General features: G+C 66.2%; 22 protein-coding genes and 1 pseudogene. 12 read left to right on the top strand and 11 right to left on the bottom strand.

The window, feature by feature from the left end:
* Nucleotides 1-49 precede the first annotated feature (49 nt).
* Entirely contained in the window at nucleotides 50-724 is a 675-nt protein-coding gene (locus tag ACCQ00_RS13785) for an energy transducer TonB (RefSeq protein ID WP_080950375.1), read from the top strand.
* A gap of 78 nt (nucleotides 725-802) precedes the next feature.
* On the opposite strand, the gene rlmH is transcribed toward ACCQ00_RS13785, so the two are convergent.
* Nucleotides 803-1,273: a 23S rRNA (pseudouridine(1915)-N(3))-methyltransferase RlmH gene (gene rlmH / locus ACCQ00_RS13790; RefSeq protein WP_039570316.1), complete on the bottom strand. Its 471-nt coding sequence runs from the start codon at nucleotides 1,271-1,273 to the stop codon at nucleotides 803-805.
* 121 nt (nucleotides 1,274-1,394) lie between these two features.
* Here rlmH and ACCQ00_RS13795 point away from each other — a divergent pair, with 121 nt between their 5' ends.
* Entirely contained in the window at nucleotides 1,395-2,930 is a 1,536-nt protein-coding gene (locus ACCQ00_RS13795) for an alkaline phosphatase PhoX (protein WP_039583651.1), read from the top strand.
* A gap of 156 nt (nucleotides 2,931-3,086) precedes the next feature.
* On the opposite strand, the gene rsfS is transcribed toward ACCQ00_RS13795, so the two are convergent.
* From rsfS to ACCQ00_RS13825, 6 genes are all read right to left on the bottom strand, one after another.
* On the bottom strand, nucleotides 3,087-3,500 hold the full coding sequence (gene rsfS / locus ACCQ00_RS13800; RefSeq protein ID WP_005912943.1) for a ribosome silencing factor: 414 nt from the start codon (nucleotides 3,498-3,500) through the stop codon (nucleotides 3,087-3,089).
* 56 nt (nucleotides 3,501-3,556) lie between these two features.
* Nucleotides 3,557-4,426, bottom strand: a complete 870-nt coding sequence (gene nadD, locus ACCQ00_RS13805; protein WP_039583650.1) for a nicotinate-nucleotide adenylyltransferase — start codon at nucleotides 4,424-4,426, stop codon at nucleotides 3,557-3,559.
* Entirely contained in the window at nucleotides 4,423-5,451 is a 1,029-nt protein-coding gene (gene holA, locus ACCQ00_RS13810; RefSeq protein ID WP_017157149.1) for a DNA polymerase III subunit delta, read from the bottom strand. The genes nadD and holA overlap by 4 nt, the downstream gene beginning before the upstream one ends.
* A 22-nt stretch (nucleotides 5,452-5,473) precedes the next feature.
* The gene (locus ACCQ00_RS13815; protein ID WP_039583647.1) at nucleotides 5,474-6,118 is read right to left on the bottom strand and encodes an LPS-assembly lipoprotein LptE; all 645 of its coding nucleotides are present in this window, start codon (nucleotides 6,116-6,118) and stop codon (nucleotides 5,474-5,476) included.
* 552 nt (nucleotides 6,119-6,670) lie between these two features.
* A complete protein-coding gene (gene leuS / locus ACCQ00_RS13820; protein WP_039583645.1) occupies nucleotides 6,671-9,313 on the bottom strand; it encodes a leucine--tRNA ligase in 2,643 nt (880 codons plus the stop codon).
* Between the two features lie 67 nt (nucleotides 9,314-9,380).
* Nucleotides 9,381-9,998, bottom strand: a complete 618-nt coding sequence (locus ACCQ00_RS13825) for a DUF998 domain-containing protein (protein WP_017157146.1) — start codon at nucleotides 9,996-9,998, stop codon at nucleotides 9,381-9,383.
* Between the two features lie 206 nt (nucleotides 9,999-10,204).
* Here ACCQ00_RS13825 and trxA point away from each other — a divergent pair, with 206 nt between their 5' ends.
* The 4 genes and pseudogenes from trxA (at nucleotide 10,205) to xopN (ending at nucleotide 15,255) form a co-directional block, all read left to right on the top strand.
* A complete protein-coding gene (trxA, locus tag ACCQ00_RS13830) occupies nucleotides 10,205-11,062 on the top strand; it encodes a thioredoxin (protein ID WP_039570304.1) in 858 nt (285 codons plus the stop codon).
* 328 nt (nucleotides 11,063-11,390) lie between these two features.
* Nucleotides 11,391-11,840: a DUF4442 domain-containing protein gene (locus tag ACCQ00_RS13835; protein WP_017157144.1), complete on the top strand. Its 450-nt coding sequence runs from the start codon at nucleotides 11,391-11,393 to the stop codon at nucleotides 11,838-11,840.
* Nucleotides 11,841-11,862: 22 nt separating this feature from the next.
* Nucleotides 11,863-12,341, top strand: a pseudogene (locus tag ACCQ00_RS13840) (hypothetical protein).
* Nucleotides 12,342-13,053: 712 nt separating this feature from the next.
* The gene (xopN, locus tag ACCQ00_RS13845) at nucleotides 13,054-15,255 is read left to right on the top strand and encodes a type III secretion system effector XopN (RefSeq protein WP_039570301.1); all 2,202 of its coding nucleotides are present in this window, start codon (nucleotides 13,054-13,056) and stop codon (nucleotides 15,253-15,255) included.
* Between the two features lie 83 nt (nucleotides 15,256-15,338).
* On the opposite strand, the gene ACCQ00_RS13850 is transcribed toward xopN, so the two are convergent.
* Nucleotides 15,339-15,662, bottom strand: coding sequence for a DUF1328 domain-containing protein (locus tag ACCQ00_RS13850; RefSeq protein WP_039570299.1), 324 nt, complete (start codon nucleotides 15,660-15,662; stop codon nucleotides 15,339-15,341).
* A 365-nt stretch (nucleotides 15,663-16,027) separates the two neighbouring features.
* Between ACCQ00_RS13850 and ACCQ00_RS13855 the strand changes: the two genes are divergently transcribed.
* Both ACCQ00_RS13855 and ACCQ00_RS13860 read left to right on the top strand, forming a co-directional pair.
* The gene (locus ACCQ00_RS13855) at nucleotides 16,028-16,270 is read left to right on the top strand and encodes a DUF378 domain-containing protein (protein WP_017157139.1); all 243 of its coding nucleotides are present in this window, start codon (nucleotides 16,028-16,030) and stop codon (nucleotides 16,268-16,270) included.
* A gap of 70 nt (nucleotides 16,271-16,340) precedes the next feature.
* The gene (locus ACCQ00_RS13860; protein WP_372353957.1) at nucleotides 16,341-17,312 is read left to right on the top strand and encodes a peptidylprolyl isomerase; all 972 of its coding nucleotides are present in this window, start codon (nucleotides 16,341-16,343) and stop codon (nucleotides 17,310-17,312) included.
* Nucleotides 17,313-17,356: 44 nt separating this feature from the next.
* Here the strand turns inward: ACCQ00_RS13860 and ACCQ00_RS13865 are convergent, their stop codons facing one another.
* Nucleotides 17,357-18,244 (bottom strand): DMT family transporter, encoded by an 888-nt coding sequence (locus ACCQ00_RS13865; RefSeq protein ID WP_039570296.1) that lies wholly within the window; start codon nucleotides 18,242-18,244, stop codon nucleotides 17,357-17,359.
* A gap of 170 nt (nucleotides 18,245-18,414) precedes the next feature.
* Here ACCQ00_RS13865 and ACCQ00_RS13870 point away from each other — a divergent pair, with 170 nt between their 5' ends.
* From ACCQ00_RS13870 to ACCQ00_RS13885, 4 genes are all read left to right on the top strand, one after another.
* Nucleotides 18,415-19,407, top strand: coding sequence for a LysR substrate-binding domain-containing protein (locus ACCQ00_RS13870; RefSeq protein WP_039570294.1), 993 nt, complete (start codon nucleotides 18,415-18,417; stop codon nucleotides 19,405-19,407).
* 312 nt (nucleotides 19,408-19,719) lie between these two features.
* A complete protein-coding gene (locus ACCQ00_RS13875; protein WP_017157135.1) occupies nucleotides 19,720-20,034 on the top strand; it encodes a metalloregulator ArsR/SmtB family transcription factor in 315 nt (104 codons plus the stop codon).
* Between the two features lie 117 nt (nucleotides 20,035-20,151).
* Nucleotides 20,152-21,486, top strand: coding sequence for a DUF2867 domain-containing protein (locus ACCQ00_RS13880; RefSeq protein WP_236493350.1), 1,335 nt, complete (start codon nucleotides 20,152-20,154; stop codon nucleotides 21,484-21,486).
* Nucleotides 21,487-21,562: 76 nt separating this feature from the next.
* Complete coding sequence (locus ACCQ00_RS13885; protein WP_372353958.1) at nucleotides 21,563-21,856, top strand: hypothetical protein; 294 nt, start codon at nucleotides 21,563-21,565, stop codon at nucleotides 21,854-21,856.
* 191 nt (nucleotides 21,857-22,047) lie between these two features.
* On the opposite strand, the gene ACCQ00_RS13890 is transcribed toward ACCQ00_RS13885, so the two are convergent.
* Nucleotides 22,048-22,851 carry a DUF4349 domain-containing protein gene (locus tag ACCQ00_RS13890; RefSeq protein WP_039570292.1) on the bottom strand — a complete coding sequence of 268 codons (804 nt, stop codon included), beginning with the start codon at nucleotides 22,849-22,851 and terminating at the stop codon, nucleotides 22,048-22,050.
* A complete protein-coding gene (locus tag ACCQ00_RS13895; RefSeq protein WP_080948915.1) occupies nucleotides 22,848-23,246 on the bottom strand; it encodes a GFA family protein in 399 nt (132 codons plus the stop codon). Before ACCQ00_RS13895 ends, ACCQ00_RS13890 begins: the two co-directional genes overlap by 4 nt.
* Between the last annotated feature and the right edge of the window lie 103 nt (nucleotides 23,247-23,349).

Genomic DNA, 23,349 nt, shown 5'->3' on the forward strand with positions numbered 1-23,349 from the left:
GTGCGTCCGGGTCGCGCTGGTCCTTTCCGCAGTTCCGTTCTGGAGGTGGATGATGGTTCGCACGCAATCGCAGGTTTCTTCCCGACCCCTTGGCATCGACCCCTCGCGCGTCCTGGCGATGAGTACGGCCGTGGCATTGCACCTACTGGCGGGCGGGTTGTTATTGATTCCGCTCTCGCACCGGGCCATTCCGCAGCAGACCGCGCCAAAGGAACGCTGGCTCATGCCGGTCAGCATCCCGACACCGCCGCCACCGCGGGTGTTTCCCGTCGAAGTAAAGTTCACGCCGAAAACGCATTCACCGACCAAGCCGCTGCCGGTAGCGGTGCAGGCCCCGCTGCTCAGTGAAACCTCCGTTGTCGACAGCGCACCGTCTGCCGTTGCCGCAACGGCCTCCGACGTTGTTGCAGACAGTGTGTCGCCAACCACTGCACCCAGCGGCCCGGTCGAAGCAGGTCAGTTGCAGTATCTGAGTTCGCCCGCGCCGAGCTATCCGGCGGCCGCCCTGCGTGCAGGCCAGCAAGGCACGGTACTGCTGCGCGTACTGGTTGGCACCGATGGACGTCCGGCCGAAGTGAGCGTGCAGACCAGCAGTGGTCATCGCATGCTCGACCTGGCCGCGCGCAGCCAGGTGCTGCGCAATTGGCGCTTCCAGCCGGCGATGCAGAACGGCCAGGCCGTGCAGGCCTATGGCCTGGTGCCGGTGAGCTTCTCGCTCAACTGAGCGGCGAGCGGATGCGGCGGCCTGCAATTGCAGCCGCCGCATCGATATGGCTCGGCACACACGTTTCGTTAGCCGCGCTTATGCGCGGTGATAGGGATGGTTGGCCAGCATCGCCGCGGCGCGATACAGCTGCTCGGCGACAATCAGGCGCACCAGCATGTGCGGCAGGGTCAGCGGCCCGATCGACCAGCTTTCGCTGGCACTTCTCAGCACCTCTGCCGCGTGGCCTTCCGGCCCGCCGATGAGAAACGCCAGGTCGCGGCCCTGTCCGCGCCAATGCTCCATGCGCTGGGCGAGCTGTTCGGAACTGAGCGGGCGCCCCGGGACATCGAGCGCCACCACGTAGGCGTTTTTCGGCAGCGCGGCGAGCACGCGACGGCCTTCGTCGTCGGTCGCGCGCTGCGCGTCGCGGCCCTTGCCGCGCAGGCCGGGCTCGATCTCGACCAGCTCCAGCGGCATCCAGTGCGAGAGACGTTTCTGGTATTCGGCAAAACCTTGCGCTACCCAGCTCGGTGCGCGCTCGCCGGTAGCGATGAGTCGGCATTTCATCGCCACATGATATCCGCGTCACAGCCCGGGCAGCCCGCGGCGATTTGTCACTGCGTGTCATGGTGTGGTTACAGCCGGCAATTAGTGTCGCCCGACCACCCAGCCACGCAGGAGTCGTTCGATGCCGATTTTCGATCCCGCCCGCCGCCAGGTTCTCAAGGGCAGTGCTGCCGTCATGGCCGCCGGCGCCCTTGGCAGCTTGAGTGCGCTGCAGTCGCGCCAGGCCCAGGCCGCCACCTCGCCCGCCACGCAACTTGCGCCGGTCCCGAGCCGGTACGGCCCACTCGCCCCGGTCCCCGACCAGAGCACCGGTTTGCCGCTGCTGCAGCTGCCTCAGGGCTTCAGCTACCGCTCGTTCGGCTGGAGCGGCGACCGCATGGACGACGGCCAACCCTGCCCCGACCGGCATGACGGCATGGCTGTGGTCGGCCTGCGCCGACCCGACTGGCGCCCCGGTAGCGATCCGCTGCGCGGCCTGGAATACGTGTTGATCCGCAACCACGAACGCGGCGCAGGCAGCCCGTTTCGCGCCCCGGCGATGTACGACACCGGCATCGTCAGCGGCACCCAGCAGGCCGGCGGCGGCACCACCACGCTCAGCTACGGCCGGCGCGGCTGGGGCAGCCTGGAGCCCAGCCTGGGCGGCACCCTGGTCAACTGCGCCGGTGGCCCGACCCCGTGGGGCACCTGGCTGAGCTGCGAAGAGATCAAGACCAATGCGGTCTCCAGCACCGGCCGCAAGCACGGCTATGTGTTCGAGGTGGACCCGGACAGCCACCGCACCACCGGCCGCCCACTGGTGGGCCTGGGCCGTTTCAGCCATGAGGCGGTGGCGATCGACCCGCGCACCGGCATCGTCTATCTCACCGAGGACGACCGCAACAAGGCCGGGCTATACCGTTTCATTCCCAACGACCGCCGTGGACGTAACGGGTCGCTGGAAAACGGTGGCCGGCTGCAGGCCGCACGCGTGCGCGGGCGCCGTAATGCCGATCTGACCGTGGCCAGCATCGGCCAGCAGTTCCAGCTGGAATGGGTGGATATCTCCGAGCCCGACCTGGACAGCATCGCCGCCCCAACCGGCTTTGCCGATATCGGCGCCAACGACACCCTGAGCGGTCCGTTCGCACAAGCCTGGGCCGATGGCGCGCTGCGCATGAGCCGCGGCGAAGGCATCTGGTACAGCTACGGCAAGATGTTCATCGTCGACACCAGCACCGGCATGGATGCGCAGGGGCGCCGTGGTTACGGCAACGGTGCGGTGTGGGTGCTGGACCTGTTTACCCAACGCCTGAGCGCGCTGTTCGTCAGCGGCAATCAGCTGGCCGCGCACAACCCGGACAACGTGACGGTGAGTGCGCGCGGCGGCGTGGTGTTGTGCGAAGACGGCGGCGAAAGCCCGGACGAATACGGCCCTGGCGCGCGTCTGCTCGGCCTGACGCGCAACGGCGCGTCGTTCTATCTGGCCAAGAACAATGTGCAGCTGACCTCGCAGCAGATTGCCGATGCCGGCAAGACGATCGCCGAAGGCGACTACCGCGACACCGAGTTCTGCGGCGCGTGCTGGGACCCGTTGGCGCGTACCTTGTTAATCAACATCCAGACGCCAGGCATCACCCTGGCCATCACCGGGCCGTGGGAACGCGGACCGCTGTAAGTGCGTGGCGCTGCGCGCCGGTGGTGTGCTTGTCCCGAACAGCGAGTGGCGGGGAATGCACGATGCCGACCGATGGCGCAGCGGACGCCCCAGACGATAACGGCGCCCAAGGGCGCCGTTGCTGTCTCTGCACGCCTGCGGCGCAGTTGCGCAGATTCAGCGCAGTTCGTCGGACTCGTCTTCGTCGGACGGGCGTTGATCGCCCACGGTCCACAGACGCTCCAGCGCATAGAACTCGCGCACGCGCGGCAGCATCACATGCACCACCACATCGCCCAGGTCGACCAGCACCCATTCGGCTTCGCGCTCGCCTTCCACGCCCAGCGGCATCACGTCCAGACGCTTGGCGAACTTGACCACTTCGTCGGCGATCGATTTGACGTGGCGGGTCGAGGTGCCGGAGACCACCACCATGTAGTCGCAGACGCTGGATTTGCCGCGCACATCGATCTCGACCACGTCCTTGGCCTTGAGTTCTTCGACAGCCTCGCGCACGGTAGCCAACAGGGCCGGCACGGACGGCGGCGGGTTCGGAAGGGAGGTCTTGATGACTTGGGCTTGGCTGGTCAAAGCGGCAACTCGATGGAATTGGCGTGAATTATAGGCCGGTCCGTGCGGACGCGTGTTCAGGTAGCCGGGCGGACGCGACGGTACAGGCCTTCGCGCTGGATCATTCCGGCCACCGGGGGCGGCACCAGACTCTGCCAGTGCGCGCCGGTGGCGATGCGTGAGCGCACCGCACTGGCCGACTCGCCGCGCAGTGGCTGATGCAGCAGATACAGGCAGCCCGCCGGCGCGCCGACCAGCGCGTCCGCGCCAGCGACCCAGCGGCCCTGCACCGCCGCGGCCAGCTGCGGGGCGTCGGCCAGCGCCAAGGCCGTGCCCGGTCTGGCGGCAACCACGAAATGCGCCAACCCGAACAACGCCTCCCACTGATGCCAGTGGTGCAGCCCGACGAAGGCATCGGCGCCGAGCAACCAGGCGATCGGCGCTGCAGGGCCGAGTTCGGCGCGCAGCTCGCGCAAGGTATCGACCGTGTAGGACGGCGCATCGCACTGCGCGGCGCGCTGCAGTTCGCGGGTATCCAGTTGCAGGCCTGGATAGTCGGCCAGCGCCAGTTGCAGCATCTGCGCACGCTGCGCGGCGGTGGCGCCGGGTGCAGGGCGATGCGGCGGGTCGGCGGCCGGCACCAGTTGCACGCATGCGCCCAGTTCGTCGCGCGCCGCGCAGGCGATGGCCAAATGGCCCAGGTGGATCGGGTCGAAGGTGCCGCCGTAATAAAGATGGAGCTGGGAATCGGGATTGGGGATTCGGGAATCGGAAGAGCCAGGGTCCGCAACGTGGTCGGCATGGGAGTGTTGCTGTTCCTGCGATCCGGAAGAGCTGATTGCAGGGCTGGCCTGCGCAAGCTGGTCGGAATGGGCTCGCTGCCGGTCACCCTGCCCTTCCCGGCTCCCCGGTCCCGGGTCCCGGGTCCCGGCGTCCCTAGCCCTCACGCCAACAATCTCACCGCACGGGCTTCGGCCACGGCCACCAGCAGGCGCTCCAGACCAACCCAGGCATCGCCGTCGGCGCGGCCCTTGGCCATGCGATCGACCAGCCCGGCTTCGGCGACGAAGCGTTCCCAGCGGCGCGGTTCGGGGTGACGCTGCAGCGCGCGCTTGAAGGGCGCCTGGCGCGATTCCCACAGCCCTTGCGCCTTCATTTCGGCGGCCAGGTTGCCGCCGTTGGCCTGCACCTTCGCCAATGACGCGGTGCGCAGCAGTTCCTTGATCAGGATCGGCATCAGCGCGGCGACCGCCTCGCCTTCGCCGCGCAGGCCGGCAAGCATGCGGATCACCGCGGCCGGCTGCCCGGACAACGTGGTTTCGGCCAGCCGGAACACGTCGTAGCGCGCGGCATCGGCGACCAGCGATTCCATCGCCTCCAGATCCAGCGTCTTGCCGTCGGCCAACAGGGCAAGCTTGTCGATTTCCTGTGCGGCGGCGAGCAGGTTGCCTTCCACCCGCTCGCTCAGGCGCTGCACGGCAGCAGCGTCGGCGCGCAGGCCGTGCGCGCGCAGGCGGCGCTCGATCCAGTCGGACAGTTCGTGCGGCTTGATCGCCCAGGCCACCGCGATGGTGCCGATGCGACCGACCGCCTCCGCCCACTTGCCGTGGTGCGCCTTGCTCCAGTCGTTGGCGGTGATCAGCAGCACCACGTCCGGCGGCGGGTTGGCGCAGAAACGGGTGATGACCTCGGCCCCGTCCTTGCCGGGCTTGCCGCTGGGCAGGCGCACTTCGACCAGGCGGCGCGGACTGAACAGGCTGGGCGCATTGAAGCTGGCGTCGAGCTGGTTCCAGTCGAACTCGCGGCCATCGGCATCGAATACTTCGCGTTCGCCGATGCCTTCGGCGCGCGCCCGCGCGCGCACGGCATCGGCGGCCTCAAGCACACGCAAGGTCTCGGGGCCGGCGATCAGATACACCGGCTGCAATGGCTGGCTGGACTGGCCGGCCAGCTGCTCTGGGCGAAGTTCCATCACCGAAAACGCGGGGCGCGGCTCAGTTGCCCGACGTGGGCGCGGGCGGCAACGACGCCGGCACGCTGGATTCGGGCGTCGTGGTGGGCTGCGCCGGCGCCGTAGGGGCCGGCGGCAATGGCGCGGTCGGCGTGCTTTCCAGACCTTCGCCGCGCTGCAGGCGTGCCCGCACCACACTGTCGATACGACGCAGGATCGAGGCCGACATGTCCTTGCGCAGTTCGTCGGCCAGGATTTCGCGCTCGGTTGCCGTACCGGTGGCGTCCACCGGTGGCGACACGTAGTCGCGCGACAGCTCGATCACCTGCTGCGGCACCAGCACCGAGCCATTGGCAGTGGTGACGGTGAAAATGGCCGCGTAGCGCAGGCTGTATTCCTGGGCGCGGCCCTGGCTATCGATGGCGATCGGCAGGTCGCCCCAACGCTCGGACAACACCTGCACCTGCGCAAAGCCGGTCTTGGCGTCTTCATCTGCCAGCGTGGCACCGGAGGCCCTGAGACCACGCCGCAACAGCTTGGCCAGCTCGCTGTACTGCACGGCGGACTGCACCTTCACCGCCGGTGTGTCCGGCGGCAACGCCAGCGAATTGCGCAAATGGAAGCCGCAGGCGGTGAGGCTTGAGACAAGCACGAGGGACGCAGCGAAGGCAGTAGGGAATCGAATCATGGGCACAGTCTGGATGAGCGCCCCGGCGGCGGCAACAGGCGGCTAGCCTGCCCGAGACCGCGTGAACGGGGCTTGAGAGGACACCGCGAAACACTGCGGCGCCCCAGGAATGAAAAAACGCGTCGCCACGCGCCGGTGAAACCAATCGTCGGCAACCACGGCCAAAACTCTACAAATGCATCGTGCGCGCCAGTACATGCGATGTCGAAAACGAAAGCCGTGCCCACCTAAGCCACGCCCCGCGCCGATGCAGTGATCTTGCTAAACCCGGCGGCGCATCGTCATGCACCGATGGAATGAACGCCGCAGACGCCTGGCACTTCTCGCCGATCACCCTCGCCTTCCGGCTTGCCGCGCGCCCATGCGGTGCATCGCCAGAGCCGTCGCAGCAGCACGCCGCAATTCGCGCGTCGGTGCAGCGTGCAGTCGCTGCAGCGGCACTATCACCGATGCGTCCTGACCGCGCCGGAACACTCTCGCCACCGCCGCGTCGCTACACCGATCCGGCGCACTGCCCGGGCCGGCGAAGGTCACCGGCCGGATCAGCGCGGCTTACCCCGCGACGATGTTCACGATCTTGCCGGGCACGATGATGATCTTGCGCACGCTCAGGCCTTCGAGGAACTTGGCGGCGTTCGGCTCGGCCTGCGCCAGCGCTTCGATCTGCTCGCGGGTCGCATCGGCAGCGACATCGATCGTGCCGCGCAACTTGCCGTTGATCTGCACTGCCAGCGTCAACGCATCGCGCACCAGCGCACTGGCATCGGCCTGCGGGAATGCCACGTTTTCCAGCAGCGTCTCGCCACGACCCAGGACCTGCCACAACGCGTGACTGGCGTGCGGGGTGATCGGATTGAGCAGCAACACCATCGCCTCCAACGCTTCCTGGCGCACCGCGCGGCCCTGTTCGCTGGCATCGTCGAACTTGGCCAGCGCGTTGGACAGTTCCATCACTGCGGCAATGGCGGTGTTGAAGCTGTGGCGGCGGCCATAATCGTCGCTGACCTTGCCGATGGTTTCGTGGGTCTTGCGGCGCACGGCCTTCTGTTCGGCGCTCAGGCTGGCGGCATCCAGCGCCGCTGCGCTGCCCTCGCCCACATGCTTGTGCACCTGCACCCACAGCCGGCGCATGAAGCGCGCCATGCCGTCGACGCCGGCTTCGTTCCACTCCAGCGATTGCTCGGGCGGCGCGGCGAACATCGAGAACAGCCGCACTGTATCGGCGCCGTACTTGGCCACCATCGACTGCGGGTCCACGCCGTTGTTCTTGGACTTGGACATCTTCTCGGTGCCGCCGATGTGTACCGGCTGGCCGTCGGCAATCAGCACCGCACCGGTCACGCGGCCGCGCTCGTCGCGCTGGATCTCCACGTCGGCCGGGTTGATCCAGTCCTTGCCGCCATTGTCGGCATCGCGATAGAAGGTGTCGGCGATGACCATGCCCTGGGTGAGCAGATTGGTCACCGGCTCGTCGCTGTCCACCAGCCGCGCGTCGCGCATGAGCTTGTGATAGAAGCGGAAGTACATCAGGTGCAGGATCGCGTGCTCGATGCCGCCCACGTACAGGTCGGCCGGCATCCAGTAATTGGCGCGGCGGTCGACCATGTCGCGTGCATTCGGGCTGGTGTAGCGCGCCACGTACCAGCTCGATTCCATGAAGGTATCGAAGGTATCGGTTTCGCGCTCGGCCGGGCCGCCGCAGTCCGGGCAGGTGGTCTGGCGCCAGCTCGGGTCGGTCTTGATCGGCGAACCGGTGCCGACAAATTCCACGTTCTCCGGCAGCACCACCGGCAACTGGTCTTCCGGCACCGGCACCGCGCCGCACTTGGCGCAATAGATCACCGGGATCGGGCAGCCCCAATAGCGCTGGCGGCTCACGCCCCAGTCGCGCAGGCGGTAATTGACCCGGCGCTGGCCCTGGCCCTTGCGCTCGAAACGCTCGGCCAGTGCCTCGAAGGCGCCGCCGAAATCCAGCCCGTCGAACTCGGCCGAATTGATCAACTCCAGCGGACGGCTCTTGTCGGTGTACCAGTCGCGCCACTGGCTGGCGTCCCAGCTCTGCTCGTCGTCGTTGCGCGGCTCACGCAGCTTGACCACCTGCACGATCGGCAGCTTGTACTTGTTGGCAAATTCGAAATCGCGCTGGTCGTGGCCCGGCACTGCCATCACCGCGCCGGTGCCATAGCCCATCAGCACGAAGTTGGCCACCCACACCGGCACCTGCTCGCCGCTGATCGGGTGGACCGCGGTCAGGCCGGTGGCCATGCCGCGTTTTTCCTGGGTTTCCAGCTCGGCTTCGGAGACGCCGCCGTGCTTGAGCTCTTCCAACAGGCGCGCCAGCTCCGGATTGGATTTGGCCGCGTGCAAGGCCAGCGGATGCTCGGCGGCGATCGACACGAAGGTCACGCCCATCAGCGTGTCCGGGCGGGTGGTGAACACGCGCAGCGGGTCCAGTGCGGCGCCGTCGGTATCGCGCACGTCGAACTGGATCTCCAGGCCTTCCGAACGGCCGATCCAGTTGCGCTGCATGGTCTTGACCGAATCCGGCCAGCCGTCCAGCTGGTCCAGGCCGTCCAGCAGTTCCTGGGCGTAATCGGTGATGCGCAGGAACCACTGCGGGATCTCGCGTTTTTCCACCAGCGCGCCGGAGCGCCAGCCGCGGCCGTCGATGACCTGCTCGTTGGCCAGCACGGTCTGGTCGATCGGGTCCCAGTTCACCACCGCGTTGCGGCGATAGGCCAGGCCCTTGCGCATCAAGCGGGTGAACATGCGCTGCTCATGAACGTAATAGTCCGGCGTGCAGGTGGCGAACTCGCGCGACCAATCGATGGCGTAGCCCAGCGATTTGAGCTGCGCGCGCATGTGCTCGATGTTGGCGTAGGTCCACTTGGCCGGCGCGGTCTTGTTCTTGATCGCGGCGTTTTCGGCCGGCAACCCGAACGCATCCCAGCCCATCGGCTGCAGCACGTTGTGGCCGGTCATGCGCTTGTAGCGGCTGACCACGTCGGAGATGGTGTAGTTGCGCACATGGCCCATGTGCAGCGCACCGGACGGGTACGGCAGCATCGACAGGCAATAGAACTTGGGTTTCTCCGAGTTCTCGTCGACCTGGAAGGCGCGGGTGGCATCCCAGAATTGCTGGGCGGAGGTTTCGACCTGCTGCGGGTCGTAGACGTTCGGTTCGACGGTGGACATTGGGAGCGGATGCTCGGGCGGTGCAAAGCGGTACAGGGTACCGCAGTGCAGCAGGTGGACCAAACCGTTACCGCAGCGCCACCGGCTTCGGCGGCCAGATCCAGCCCGCCACCGCCAGCCAGCCGACCCAGGCCAGGAACGCCAGCCGTTGCGCAATGGCCTGGCGCACCAGGCCGGGCGGACCGAACGCCAGCACCGCCACCAGCAATCCTGCCGCCAGGCTCAACCAGGCCAGGGTGCGGGTTGCGGCATCGTTGAGCAGCGCGGCGGCAATCAACAACATGCCCGGCACGAACGCCACGGCCCACAATAACCAGGCGGTGGCATGGGCCTGGCTGGCGCGGCCGTCCAGATCGGTGGGGTCCAGCGGCAGCATGCCCATGCCCAGAAAGGCCAGGCCGGCCAGCACGATCAACTGCCCACCCACGCGCAGACTCCAGCTGGCCTTGGCCGGCATGCGCGCCAGCAGACTCACCCCGGTAGCCATGCCCAGCGCGCCCACCAGCACGAACGCGACCAGATTGAAGCCCAGCGCATGCGGCACGCCCTGCGCGCCCAACAGCGCCACCGGATGGCTGGCCTGCAGATAGCCCGGCAACGTGACGCCGAAACCGGCCAGCGCCAATACGAAAACCGTTGCGGCGATCAGGCCCATGTAGCGCTGTGCGCGCTCGGTGGTTGCCATTGGCTTACTCCAACACGGGGCGCGAAGCGCCGCCAGGACGCGGCATTGTCATGCCGGTCGGGCGCGGCGTGAACCCCCGGTGCTCACACGGCCATGCGGAAGGCGCCTGACCCGGGCACGTGCGCGCGTCATTGCCGCTAGGCTTGTGTCAGCCGCGTTTGCCACCATTACCTCCCACTGTCGCCGTACTTAACTTCTGGAAGCCCATGTCCGACAAGCCGCATGTATTCGATGCCACCACCGACACCTTCGAGACCGAGGTCCTGCAGAAATCGCTGACCACACCGGTCCTGGTGGACTTCTGGGCCACCTGGTGCGGCCCCTGCAAGTCGCTGACGCCGATCCTGGAAAAGCTGGCCGGCGAGTACAACGGTGCGTTCGAGCTGGGCAAGGTCGACGTGGACAAGGAACAGCAGATCGCCGCGGCGTTCCAGATCCGTTCGGTGCCGACGGTGTTCCTGGTCAAGGGCGGCGAGATCGTCGACGGCTTCCCTGGCGCGATGCCGGAAGGCCAGGTGCGCGAATTCCTGACCCAGCACGGCGTGCTGCCGGCCGAGCCGCAGGTGGCCGAAGAGGTGCCGCTGGCGCCGCTCGACCCGCAGGCGCAGGCCGCGGCGCTGCGTGAAGCGGTCGCCGCCGAACCGGACAAGGACGAACTCAAGCTGGACCTGGCGCTGGCGTTGCTCAAGACCGGCGACACCACCGAGGCCGAGCAGTTGATCGATGCCCTGCCCGCCAATCTGGCCACCGACGATCGCGCGGTGCGCACCAAGGCGCGGCTGAGTTTTGCCAACGTCCTCAAGGACGCCCCGGACGCCGGCGCCTTGCAGGCCGCCGTGGATGCCAACGGCGCCGACCTGCGCGCCCGTCACCTGCTCGGCGTGCGCCACCTGCTCGACGGCAACGACGAAGCGGCGCTGGAGCAGTTCCTGGAAATGCTGCGCCAGGACCGCAGCTTCGACGACAACCTGCCGCGCCGTAGCCTGATCGATGCCTTCCGCGTGATCGAGGACGAAGACCTGGTCGGCCGCTATCGTCGCAAGATGTCGGCGCTGGTGTTCTGACAGCCAGTGGCGCTGCGGCGCCACACGGACACGTAGGAGCGGCCCCGGCCGCGACCAGGCGGTACTCGCCAGTCCCCGATAAGGGATTCACGGGGAGCGCGCCGTCGCGGCCAGGTCCGCTTCTACGAAGGCTGCACCACCACGGTGGGCTCTTGCCCGGTGTGCACCAAGCGGCAATGCACACCATGCGACTGCGTAAGCGGAGATGACCCACCGTCTGGACTGCTCGCAGTACGAACACGACCGTCTCGATGTCGGCATGCGGCAAGCCTCCATACGCATGCGAATGTTATGCTGAGCACGTCCCTTGCCAAGGAAACAGGCCCGCATGCGCGCATCGTTGTTCAAGTTAGGCATCAATCTGTGGCCGCCGTTCTTGTTCGCCGGCATCCACGTCACCGTGCTCTCGGCCGACTACCGTTTTGCGCGGGTGGAGCTGCGCCAGCGCCCGTGGAATCGCAACTACGTCGGCACCCATTTCGGCGGCAGCCTGTTTGCGATGACCGACCCGTTCTGGATGCTGCTGACTATGCAGAACCTGGGCCGCGATTATTACGTGTGGGACAAGGCCGGCAGCATCGAATTCGTCAAGCCCGGGCGCGGCACGGTAACGGCGGATTTCGTCATCGACGACAGCGTGCTGGCGCAACTGCGCCAGGCCACCGCAAACGGCGAGAAACATCTGCGCTGGTTCGAGAACACGGTCTACAACCGCGACGGCGAAGTGGTCGCACAGGTCCGCAAGCAGCTCTACGTCAAACGCAAGCCGGCACGCTGAGGATGACGGCCGTGATGCTGCCATGCCAGCTGATGCGGCGATGCATGCTTCGCTCGCCTCGCTGCTCACGCAACGGATGATGCCGGCGCGAAACCTGCATGCCCTCACGACCAGCTGCAGGCGCCGCAGCCGGAACCGCGGCGTCCGCACCGCGCCAACGAAAAACGATCTGAAACTTTCATACGCAATGGGCAAGCGACGCCTTACTGCCGACCGCCTTCATCTCGGCGGCAACTTCCTAGGCGGCGTCCGCACCGAACGCTTAAATACGCTCCTGCAAACGGGTATCCGCCCATTGCACGTTTTCCGCCTGCACTGCGAGCTGCTCGTCCGACGGCTCTGCAAACGGGCGATCCTTCAGACCTGCACGCAGTTGCGCCTTCAGGCGTTCGCAAGCGGCGCCACAACGCGCTGCGCAAGACCGCTGCGTCGCCGAAAAAGAGCCACCGGCCGGTCGCCTGGATGCCGTCCAGCGCGATGCTGGCGCTCCGCGCGCGCTGATGCAGCGTGGGAGGATTCGCCCGCTTCCGGACGCCACGGCCCTGTCTTGGCGGCGAATCATTCGCCAGACCCGAGCAGTGTCACTGTCAGCGCCCAACCACCGCAAAAAAAGCGCGAATCGGCGGCGCAACGCACGAAGCGCGAGCCTGACGTCACTCGCTAAATGCGCACGCTTGCCTGTTTACTCAAGTCAGCTATGAAGGCTGTAGTGGCCACACGGGTTCCGGCACCTCAGGTCATGCCCGTCTTGAATGACCATCGCGTGGCGCGGTTCGTTGCCGCAGTCCTGAAGCGCAGCACCTGTGTTGGCCTGTACCCACGCCGACCTGCTCGCCATGGACGCGCATCCGGGGGACTGCTGACGAGACAGAGACCGGCCAACGGCCGAACTCCAGCGCCTTTAAAAGACCGCGCTCTGTCACGTACGCCACATTGATGCGGACCAAGCGCCGTTTCGGAACCTCATTTGGTTCGCGTACGGCGATAGAAGATCTGCTGTGCAGACAGGCGGCATAGCGCTCTGGTAGTTCAATTTTCGCGCCGTGCATTCACCACCTCGCCTCCATCACTACCGGCAGGCTCAGGATTGCACCAGGAACCCCGCCAAGGGTGGAAGGTTCCACGGCATCTGCGATGCAATCCCATGCGATGCGCACCAATCGTCTGGTACGCAAGCAATCTATCTGCCGTATCCACGTCAGGAGATATCCCGATGAAGTCATCCGCATCCGTCGATCCGGCCAGCCGCAGTGCGAGGACGCACTCGCCTGAGATCCAGGAGACAGAGCTCGCCATTGCCTCCACCTCTGCGGCGGTCATCCCGCAATCCGCGCCTGATCCCGCACTCAGCCCACTTGGGCGCGCGCCCGTCAGGCGCAATAGCGGAACCACGTTAGGGGCGCTGCTAGCCAGGCCCGAGCAAGACGCACCTGCCCTCGCTCCGCCACCGGTCACCTCATCGACTGCAACCAAGGCGACGCTGGCACGGCTTCGTCAGCAGTTGGCCTCGGACAATGCACGCGCAATCGCACCGGACTTGGCGGCCGATCTAATCAGCAGGCTCAGGCCGATGAAATCGCCCGGCACCACGGGTGCGCAGGCACGCGCGGCCACGCATGCGGACCTGGTCAGCCGCATCAGCGAACACGATGTGAGCGATTGGTACAAGGCGCAGGGGCTGAACGAACACGACGTGGCCACGCTGCGGCGCACCGCGCTGCTTTCCGGCCTGCCCAACCCGAGCGGCAGCTTCCTCACCAATGCCATGCAGTACATCGTCTCGCCGTGGATCAACTATGCGACACGCCAACCGTGGGCCGGCGCGGGGTTCGGCCTGGCGACCATGCTGGTCGCCGCACCTGTGAATGCCGGCCAACAATCGGCGGTTGTCAGCCTGTGCGAGTCGATTCGCGAACACGGCGCTCACGTCATCGTGCCGGACAAGAAGCAGATCAACGACAAGCACTGGCTCCCCGAACTGGCACACGCCCTCAAGGAAAAGATCGAAACGTTCGCCAAAGCCTGCGACGTGTTTCGCGAGATTCAGGGGGATCCAAATTCCTCAATTGAACAACGCAAGGCGGCAGCCGACGTCTTGCTCGCAGCAGAGAAGGAGCTGCACCAGGCCCAGCATGATTTCGTCATGACCCAGGGCGCGCACGATCGCCAGTGGCAAGGCAACCGCTGGCAGGCCATTCCACGCATCTTGCGTTCGCCGGTCGCCAGCACGCTGGGGCTGCTCAGCAAGACAGGCGCGATGCGTGCGCTGTCGCCGACGGCGCAGACCGTTGGCGCGATGTTGATGACGGCTGCGCAACATGTGGCCGCCGGTTTCGACGAGCAAGCCAAGCAGGAAGCCAACAACAAGCTCAACCTGTTGTACGCCGACGTACTGACCGCCGCAGGCAAGCAGAAGCTGGCCAGCGGCACGGCGGTCAGCGCAGAAGACATCAAGGCCGACAAACTACGCAGCCTGATCCAGTCGCCCACCCAAGCCCTGGTCAAGCGCGTCACCGCCGGGGTCGCCGAGCTGGAGAAGCTGCTGGCGGATGCGGTGACAGCAGAGGATGCGCAGCGCGGCGCAATCACGGCAGACGACCGCGACATCGAGGCCGGCGACGCCAGCAAGGCAATGCAGGACCTGCGCTTGCTGCGCAACGACCTTGAGGCATTGCGTGAGGGCAGGCTCGACGAAATCGACCCGAACGGCACCGCATCCAAGCTGCTTATCGGTGCCGAAAAATCCGTGCTGTCGCAGCAGCTGTTCAACAATATCGCCAAGAAATACAACTATCTCGAGTTCACCGCGCAAACCGCACAGCGCATCGGCCAGATGTTCCATCTGGTCTTCCTGGGCAGCGCCGCATCCTCGGTGATCAGCAAACTCGTTTCGGCCGCACAGGGCGGGACCCGCAATGTTCCGATCGCGCAAAGCCTGGCGGTGTCGGCGATATCCGGGGGCATGGCCACCGTTGGCGCCCTGAACCAGCACACCGCCATCACCATCAAGAACAACCGTCGCGAGGGAAGCACCGACATCGGGCTGGGCAAGCAGGTAAGCCGCGGCGTCATGGGCGCGATGCATGAAACGCTCTCCCAGCGCCGTGCGACCAAGGCCAGCAAGGCAGTCAACGCCTTGTTGGAGGGCAATGACGTTGAAGCGCTGCTAGCAGCGGCAAGAGCGTTGCCTGCGCAGGAGGCAAGCGCCTCTTCCAGCCAGCCACAGGGTGCGCCATCGACATCCAAGGCGGCAGGACCGAGCCGGGGACATGTTTCGGCCCCGAGTAGCCCGAACCGATCGAGGCTGGGGCGGACGAACGACGAGATAACCCGGTCCAAGAGTGCTCGGAACTTGGGAGTGGAACTCCACGAGTTCGCGCGCATGGCCGGCAAACACTCCAAGGACTTGGTGTGAGGTGATCATGCGGCATGTTGCAGGGCCGTGCCTGCCTGCAACATGCCGCATGAGGTGCCCCGGGCGCGGGACGAAGGCATGGGTCAGCAAGCCTGAACCACACGCACTGCCGGCATGCAGACAGCGTGATCCCGATGCGGGCTTTGTTCGAAAGATGCCGAGGGTTTTGAGTCGCCCGATTGTTCATCGCAGCGCAGGTGCACGTCAGCGCTGTGTGCGAAGGCCGCTCGGCGATGGGCTCCACCCAGCCACGCAGTCGATGGACGCGACGACATGCCCAGCACGAACAGCACGAACAGCACGATGGCGATGATGATGCCCGCCCAGAACAGGAACTTGGCGATCCCCATCGCCGCGCCGGCCATGCGTGCGAAGCCAGTTGCCGCACCGGACGCGACCTTATCCATTGTCGATATCGTCTGACGATGGGTGTACGGGGTCCTCGGCGGCCGCGCTGGCGGATGCCGAAGCGGACTCGGTGCCGGATCAGGGCAACATCAGGCCGAACATGCACACCGCTGCATCGTTCGCCTCGGCGCTGAACGACGCGAGATCGCCCCTATGAGGGTCGGATCGTCGCCGCTCTGCCAAAGGCATCGATCCTCGGCCATCGTGCGGCTGGCGACCGATGCCCAAGCGCGCAGACACCGCACGCGTGGCCGGCGAATGTGAGCGACATGTGTGCAACGCAGGCCGCCAGTGGGCGACGCTCACGGCCTGCTCGCTGGGGCGTGCGGAGTCTGGGGCCTCCCAACCCACATGGAATGCGTTCATGAAAACGATCAACGTCATCACTCTGGTGCTTCTTATCGTCGGCGGATTGAACTGGGGGCTGGTCGGCCTGTTCCAGTTCGATCTTGTCGCCGCACTGTTCGGCGGACAGGACGCGCTGCTGTCGCGTGTGGTCTACACGCTGGTGGGTGTCTCGGCGCTGTGGCAGCTGGTACCGCTGTTCCGCAACAACCATGGCACCGCCGAGCATCACACCAGCCCGCACGTGCGCAACAATCCGTAATCTCCTGCCCGCGGCAGGTCTGCGCATCTGCACATGACGCCGACGCGCTGCGTCGGCGTCATGCCATGCGATGCATGCTTTGCGTCCGGGCGCGTGGTCGGCAAGAATCGCAGACACCTCCCTGCTGGCTGCCTTCATGCTCCTGCGCACTGTTGCTTCCGCCTGCCTGCTCGCCCTGCTGCTACCCGCAGCCGCCAACGCGGCTTACCGTAGCCCGCAACAGATTCTCGACAGCTCGCCGAGCAGTGCCTGGCGCGCGCTCGATCCGGACCGCACGCTGTACCTGGAGCTGGATGCCGGCCGGGTCATCATCGAGCTGGCGCCGCAATTCGCGCCGGAACACGTCGCCAACATTCGCACGCTGGCGCATGAGCGCTTCTGGGACGGGCTGAGCATCTATCGCTCGCAGGACAATTTCGTGGTGCAGTTCGGCGACCCCGATGGCGAGACACCGGCCAAGGCCAAATCGCTGGGCTCGGCCAAGACGCATCTGCCTGCCGAATTCGAACGCCCATCGCAGGGCCTGGATTTCCAGCGCCTACCCGATAGCGATGGCTGGGCGCCGCAGGTGGGCTTTGTCGACGGCTTCCCGGTCGCCCGCGACACGGCCACCGACAAGACCTGGCTGGCGCATTGCTACGGCACCCTGGGCGCAGGCCGCAACAACGACGAAGACAGCAGCATCGGCGCCGAACTGTACGTAGTCACCGGGCAATCGCCGCGCCAATTGGATCGCAACATCACCGTGGTCGGGCGTGTGGTCAAAGGCATGGAATTGCTCAGCGTGACGCCGCGCGGCCCTGACCCGATGGGCTTCTACGAAGACCCCGCGCAACGCGCGCCGATCCGCGCGATCCGGCTGGCCAGCGAAGTGCCTGCGCCCGAGCGCACACCGCTGCAATTGCTGCGCACCGACAGCCAGACCTTTCGCGACGTGGTCGAGGCGCGCCGCAACCGCAAGGACGATTTCTACAAGCGCCCGGCCGGGCACATCGACCTGTGCAATGTGCCATTGCCGGTGCGTGCACCGCCGGCGGGTTGAATCGGAATCGGGAATCGGAAATCGCAAAAGCGAGTCGCGTCCGCTCAGCGGGCGCGCTGGCTGAAGGCAACGCTGCCGAGGATCAGCACCGCGGCGACCAGCATGGTCCAGGTGAGCGGTTCGCCCAGCAGCGACCATGCCAGCAGCGCGCCGAACACCGGCACCAGATAGGTCACCGTGGACGCACGAGCCGGGCCGATGCGCTGGATCAGCCGGTAATACATCAAGAACGCCAGCCCGGTGCACACCACACCCAGCGCGGTGGCGCAGGCCCACGCCAGCGCCGGCACCGGCGTGGTCGGCCATTGCCACCAGGCCAAGGGCGCCAGCAAGAGCGCACTGCAGCCCAGGGTGGACGCCGCCGACGCAGCAGGCGGCAAATCGCCCATATGGCGCTTCACCAGGTTGTAGCCGATGCCGTACAGCAGCGAGGCAGTTGCACCAGCCAGCGCTGCCGGCCCGACGCTCAGACCGGCGGATTTGCCGGTGGCCAACACCAGCACGCCGATAAACCCCACCAGCAACGCCAGTGCGCGACGCGTGCCGATTCGTTCGCCGAAAAACAGGAAGGCGATCAGCGCGGTAAACAGCACCGTCATCGCGTTGCAGATCGCCCCGACTGCCGCCGGTGCATGTTGCGCGCCCCAAGCGAACAGCAGGAACGGCAACGCCGAGTTGAGCACACCGATTGCCGCCAGCATCGGCCAGCGATGCAACGGGAAACGTTCGCGTGCCAGCCACAGGAATGGCAGCAGCACCAACGCACCCAGCGCCAGGCGAATTTCCACCAACGCCACGGTGCCGAACTTGGGCGCAGCCACGCGCATGAACAGGAACGAGCAGCCCCACACGACGCCCAAGAAACCAAGCTCAAGCGGCGTTCGCCAGTGGTGGACCGCAAGCTCCGCCTGCGCCGGAGATTGGGCGCTCATGGCCGTGCTCCCGAACCGTGCCATGCAGGACTGAAACGGCAGAAAACAGCAGCAGGCAGACAAAGAGACATGGCACGATCGTCGCGAAGGGATGACGCAGCATCGGTTGCGGCCATGGACGCGACAAGCGCGTAGTATCGGGGCGAGCCACAAATCTCACTCATGCCTCGATGAACCTGCGCCCTACCCTGTTGCCTGCGCTGGGCGTGTTCGCCGCGGCCGCCCGCCACCAGAACTTCGCCCACGCCGCCGAAGAACTGCACCTCACCGCCAGCGCAGTCAGCCACCATGTGCGCAAGCTCGAAGCGCTGCTGGGTGCGACCTTGTTCCAGCGGCTACCGCGCGGCGTCAAGCTCACCGCCGAAGGCCGCCAGCTGGCTGATGCGGCCACCGCCGCGCTGGCCGAGATTGCTGCGGTCGCCGGCAACCTGCATCCGCGCGAAGACGCCATTCCACTGCGCGTCACCACGTTGCGGTCGCTGTCGTACTGCTGGTTGTTGCCGCGGCTGCCGCGCTTTTGCCGCGCCTATCCGCATATCCGCATGGACTTGCAATCGGATACGGCGTTTTCGCGTTTCGAAGAAGGCGGCCCGGACCTGGGCATTCGCTATGGCCAAGGCGCATGGCCCGGACTGACCTCGCATCATCTGATGGACGACGAGCTGTTCCCGGTGGCCTCGCCGTCGTTGCCGGAAGTGGCTGCCCTGCGCACGCCGGCACAGATCGCGCAATTGCCGCTACTGACCGACATGTCGCCGCAGGGGTGGCGCGACTGGTTCCGCGCAGCCCAGGTCCGCGGTACCACCGTGCCGCCAATGCACACCTTCAACGACAGCACCGATGCAATGCGCGCCGCCGTGTATGGCCTGGGCGCGGTGCTGGCGCGCAAGCACATCGCCCAGCCCTACCTGCAGCGTTACGAACTGGTACGCCTGCCCGGCCCCACGCTCAAGGCGCGTTACGCGTACTACATCGTGCACCCCAGCCACCGCGAGCTCAGCCCGGCCGCGGCATTGTTCATCGACTGGCTCAAGCGCGAAGCACAGGACGAACGCACCCCGATGCCGGCACTGCCTGCCGAGCTGGTGGCGTTGCCGCGGAGCGAAGATGTACAGGAGCCGCGTGCGCGGCGACGTTTGCCTGGCGCATCGGCGGCGAAATGAAATCACCCGGGGATCTCGAAGATTTTGCTGCCCTTCGCGCTAGGGGAAAAGATGCGCCGCAGGGGCGGATGACGGTAAGAGCGCGGTAGTGGAGCCTGCTGCACTTGCGGGTTCGCCCCGTCCCCTCACCTCCGCCCCGTGCCGCGCCCTTGCCCGCGCCAAGAGCGCGCGCGCCATTGGCGCGCAAGCATTGCATCGGCGCCCTGCAGGAGAGGGCTACAAACACGCCCTGAGCGACGCTGCATAAATCGCTTGACAGCCAGCCCCATCAAGATCATTAATTAGCTAATTCGTTAATTAGCTAACCCATCCATGTCCATCGATCGCATTTTCGAAGCCCTGGCTTCGCGGCCACGCCGGGAAATCCTGGCCTACCTGTCTGCGCAGGAATTGACTGCCGGACAGATCGGCGAACGGTTTGCGATGAGCGCACCCGCAATTTCGCGCCATCTCTCCGTGCTGTCTGCGGCCGGGCTGGTCAGCAGCGAGCGCCGCGGCCAATTCGTGGTGTATCGGCTGACGCCCGACAACATGGTCAATACGCTCAGCGGCTTCGCATTCGAGGTCTGTCCCAAGGCAGGCCCGCTGCAGCGCGAGTCGCGCAAGCTGGCGAAAAAGACCCGCTGATCCTCCACTCGACTTCTGCCGCAAGGACATGCCATGGACCCCCAACGGATCGTCGCAGACACAAGCTTTCCACGTGTATCGCTGCCCTCGTACAGCGGTGGCCGCCCGGTCGAGGTGATGCTGATCGCGCAACTGGACCCAGGCGCAGGCGATAGCTTGATTGCGCAGACCGGTGAACGGCAGCGATGCCACCCTGCGCACCACGATGCCCTGGATGAACCGTCGGCGCAGTTGTCCGCACCCGACTTCGGCCACGACGATCGTGCCTCGCTATTTTCGTTTTCGGTCGGACCGCAGGGGCATCCGTTTCACTGCCATGCCGGCAATCGCGTGTTCACCGCAATCACCGGAAGCGGCGGTGCACAACTACGCTTTTCCACCGCGTCAGCGCAGCAGTTGCGCCAGGACCCGCGGGCCTTCCTGCAGGCGTTGCGCTACGTGGATCTGCCCGGCGACAGCCTGTTTACGGTGCGCTTCGGCGGCGGAACGTGGCACCAGTTCGTACCTTCGCAGTGGAACGCGCCACACTCGGCGTTCTTTGCGCTGTCCTGCCATCCGGACGAAGCCGGCGGCGACTTGAGCCCCGAGCAGCAAGCCTTGGTCAAGCAAGGCACGGCGACCATTGCCAGCTTGACCGAGCTGCTGCCGCCTCCCGTCGCGGCGCTACTGCAGTCCGATGCCTTTCATGCGGCGGACGTGCCTACCGTGTCGCTGTCGCTGCACGTCAAACCGCAGAGCTGGCAGCAGCGCGCCTGTGGCCGTGCGCGCCGCTGGAGCGGGCGCATCCGCCAGCTGCCGCCGCGTACCCGCCGCCCCGGATTTGTCGCCACCCGTGTGGCACCGCTACGGATACGCTCGCTGCAGGCACTGCCGGCCGATGCATTGCTGCGCGAGCAGTTGGGCGGGCAGGTGCATTTTCAGGACACCCATCAGCTGCGTTTGGACACACGCCAACTGCGCAGCGACAGCCTGCAAGGCCTGATGTGCGACTTGCTGCAGGCATTCATCGATCAGCCGCCGGGCGGCGTGAGCGGTTTGATGCGTCTGCGCAACCTGATGGTCAAGCCATTGGGACTACGCACCTCGCATCTAGGCTGCCCGGTGTCTTCGTTGCTCGACCCGAGCGCAGCGCACCGTTTCGCCGGGCGCTTCCCGGTGCTGGCACAACGCAGCGATGCCGATGGGCAGCAAGTGCAGATCGTGCTGGGCGCCGACGACAAACATCTGCGCTTCCGCTCGTCGGTGGCATTGCGCCGGGTCGGCACGCACGAGATCGAGCTGACGATGGCCACACGGGTGAGCTGCCGCAACTGGTTTGGCCGCATCTACATGGCCTGCATCCATCACGCGCATCACCACTACGTCATGCCGACGATGCTGCGCGCCGCAGTGGGCCGAGTAATGCATTCCGACCCCGTCACACGCCAGGCATGGCCGGCACAGTCGGCGTGATGTGAGCGGCGCACCGTCACCTGGTTTTGTCCTGGCGATGCCTAGGCTTGATGTCCCCAATCCACAGGACACTCCCATGCCTACCCTCCGCATGCGCATCACCGGCACCGACGACGACGCGCGTGCCATTGCCAACCTGCTGCAAAGCATCGACGGCATCGAGCACTTAGAAGAAGTGGACGACCTGATGCCGCACCTGGACGACGAAGATTCCAGCTCGGCTGGCCTGTCGGACGACGAAGGTCCGGGCAGCCACGAGTTCGAAGTGGAAGCCGGCAACGAGGCCACCGCGCAGAAGGTACGCGACGCGGTGCAAGAGCTGGCGCTGCAGCTGGATGTGTTTGTGGAATACGAAGCCGACGAAGGTTGAGCCAGGCTCAACCTACTTGCGGCACATGACTGCCCGACTGGATCGCAGCTGACGCTGTGACGCGTCTGCTGCGCGTTGGCATGTGCTGCGTGCTTGAGCCGCGTGCGCCCGGAACTGACAACGCACGCCGCACGCAATGACAAATCGAATGACCCCGCAGCTGCGCGTCATTGCCGCGCAGCTGCGGTGCATCAGGACACCCGGCGCCGACGTACGCGCCAGCGCCACGCCAGCAGCAACAACCAGCCGGCGATCAGTGCGACCACAGCCACCGGCAGCAGCGCCGCCACTGCGCGGATGACGAACGCCACGCTGCTGGAAAACACCTCGCCGAACTCGGCAGCGGCTTCTGCGATCTCGCCCCTGCCCTGCTCGCCACCGGTGCTGCGGAAATTGAGCGTCAGCAGCTGCGTGCGCACCCGGCGCTGCTGTTGCGCGGCTTGCTGTTGGGTCTGCTGCGCTTCGGCCTCGATCTCGGCCAGCCGCTTGGACAGGGCCAGCAGATCGGTCACCGCCAGATCGCGGCGCTGCTGCAATTCCAGCAGGCGCGCATGCTCTTTTTGCAGCCGGGCCTGCGCCAGGCTGGTGTCGGCGATCTGCTGCGCCAGATCTTCGGCCCGCGTGCTACGCGCGGCGACATCGCCATGCTGGCCGGCCAACTGCACCATGGGTTCGATCCCGTCCGGCGCCAGCCGTACGCTGACGCGCCCACTGGGGTCGCGCCCACCTGCCTGCTCGACCGCCAGCAAGGCGCAGTCGCCGAACTGCGCGCCCTGGCAGGCAGTGCGTATCGCGGCGATGCGCTGGCCGATCTGGTCGGCAGGCAGCTCGATCCGCACATCGTGCTCGTAGGCCAACGCATTGCCCTGCGCGGCGGGCGGTGCCGGCGCCGCAGCGCCGCCATCGGCCGCCATCTCTGCGTGATGCTTCGCACACCCGCATAGCGCCCATCCGAGCAGCATCGCGGTGGCGTACCGCTGCATGGCGCGGCTCATCGGCTGGCTCCGTCGACGGCATGCACCTGCAGCCCGGCAAGATCCAGGGCCGGCAGGCAACGCACATTGACCGCGACGCCCATTTCGCCGGTCTTCGGATTTAGGCCTTCGCTGAAGGGCGCGATCCCGCACTGCGGGCAATAGTGGTGATCGATGTGCTGCTGGTTGAAACGGTAGCTGCCGACAGCTTCCGGCGTGGCCTGAAGCTGCAGCTGGGTGCGCGCGCCGAACCAGAGCAAGCCGCCGCGGCGGCGACACATCGAACAGTTGCAGTCGTAGACCTCGGTGATGGGCGCTTCGGTCTGCAGATCGAACGCGATGCGTCCGCAATGACAGCTGCCGGCATAGTGCATGTGATCCTCCTTGGAACAGGCCACCGTGCGGGTGGCAAGCATGATGTTGCGTCTACGCGCAGCCTGAGGAGCGAGGCGGCGCCCGGGAACCGGAGTGTACGAGCGATCGCGCCCGCAACGTGCACCCATCGTGTGCCCCGCGCGA

The sequence above is a fragment of the Xanthomonas sp. NCPPB 3761 genome, from assembly GCF_041475705.2.
In the GTDB taxonomy this organism is placed as follows: domain Bacteria; phylum Pseudomonadota; class Gammaproteobacteria; order Xanthomonadales; family Xanthomonadaceae; genus Xanthomonas; species Xanthomonas phaseoli.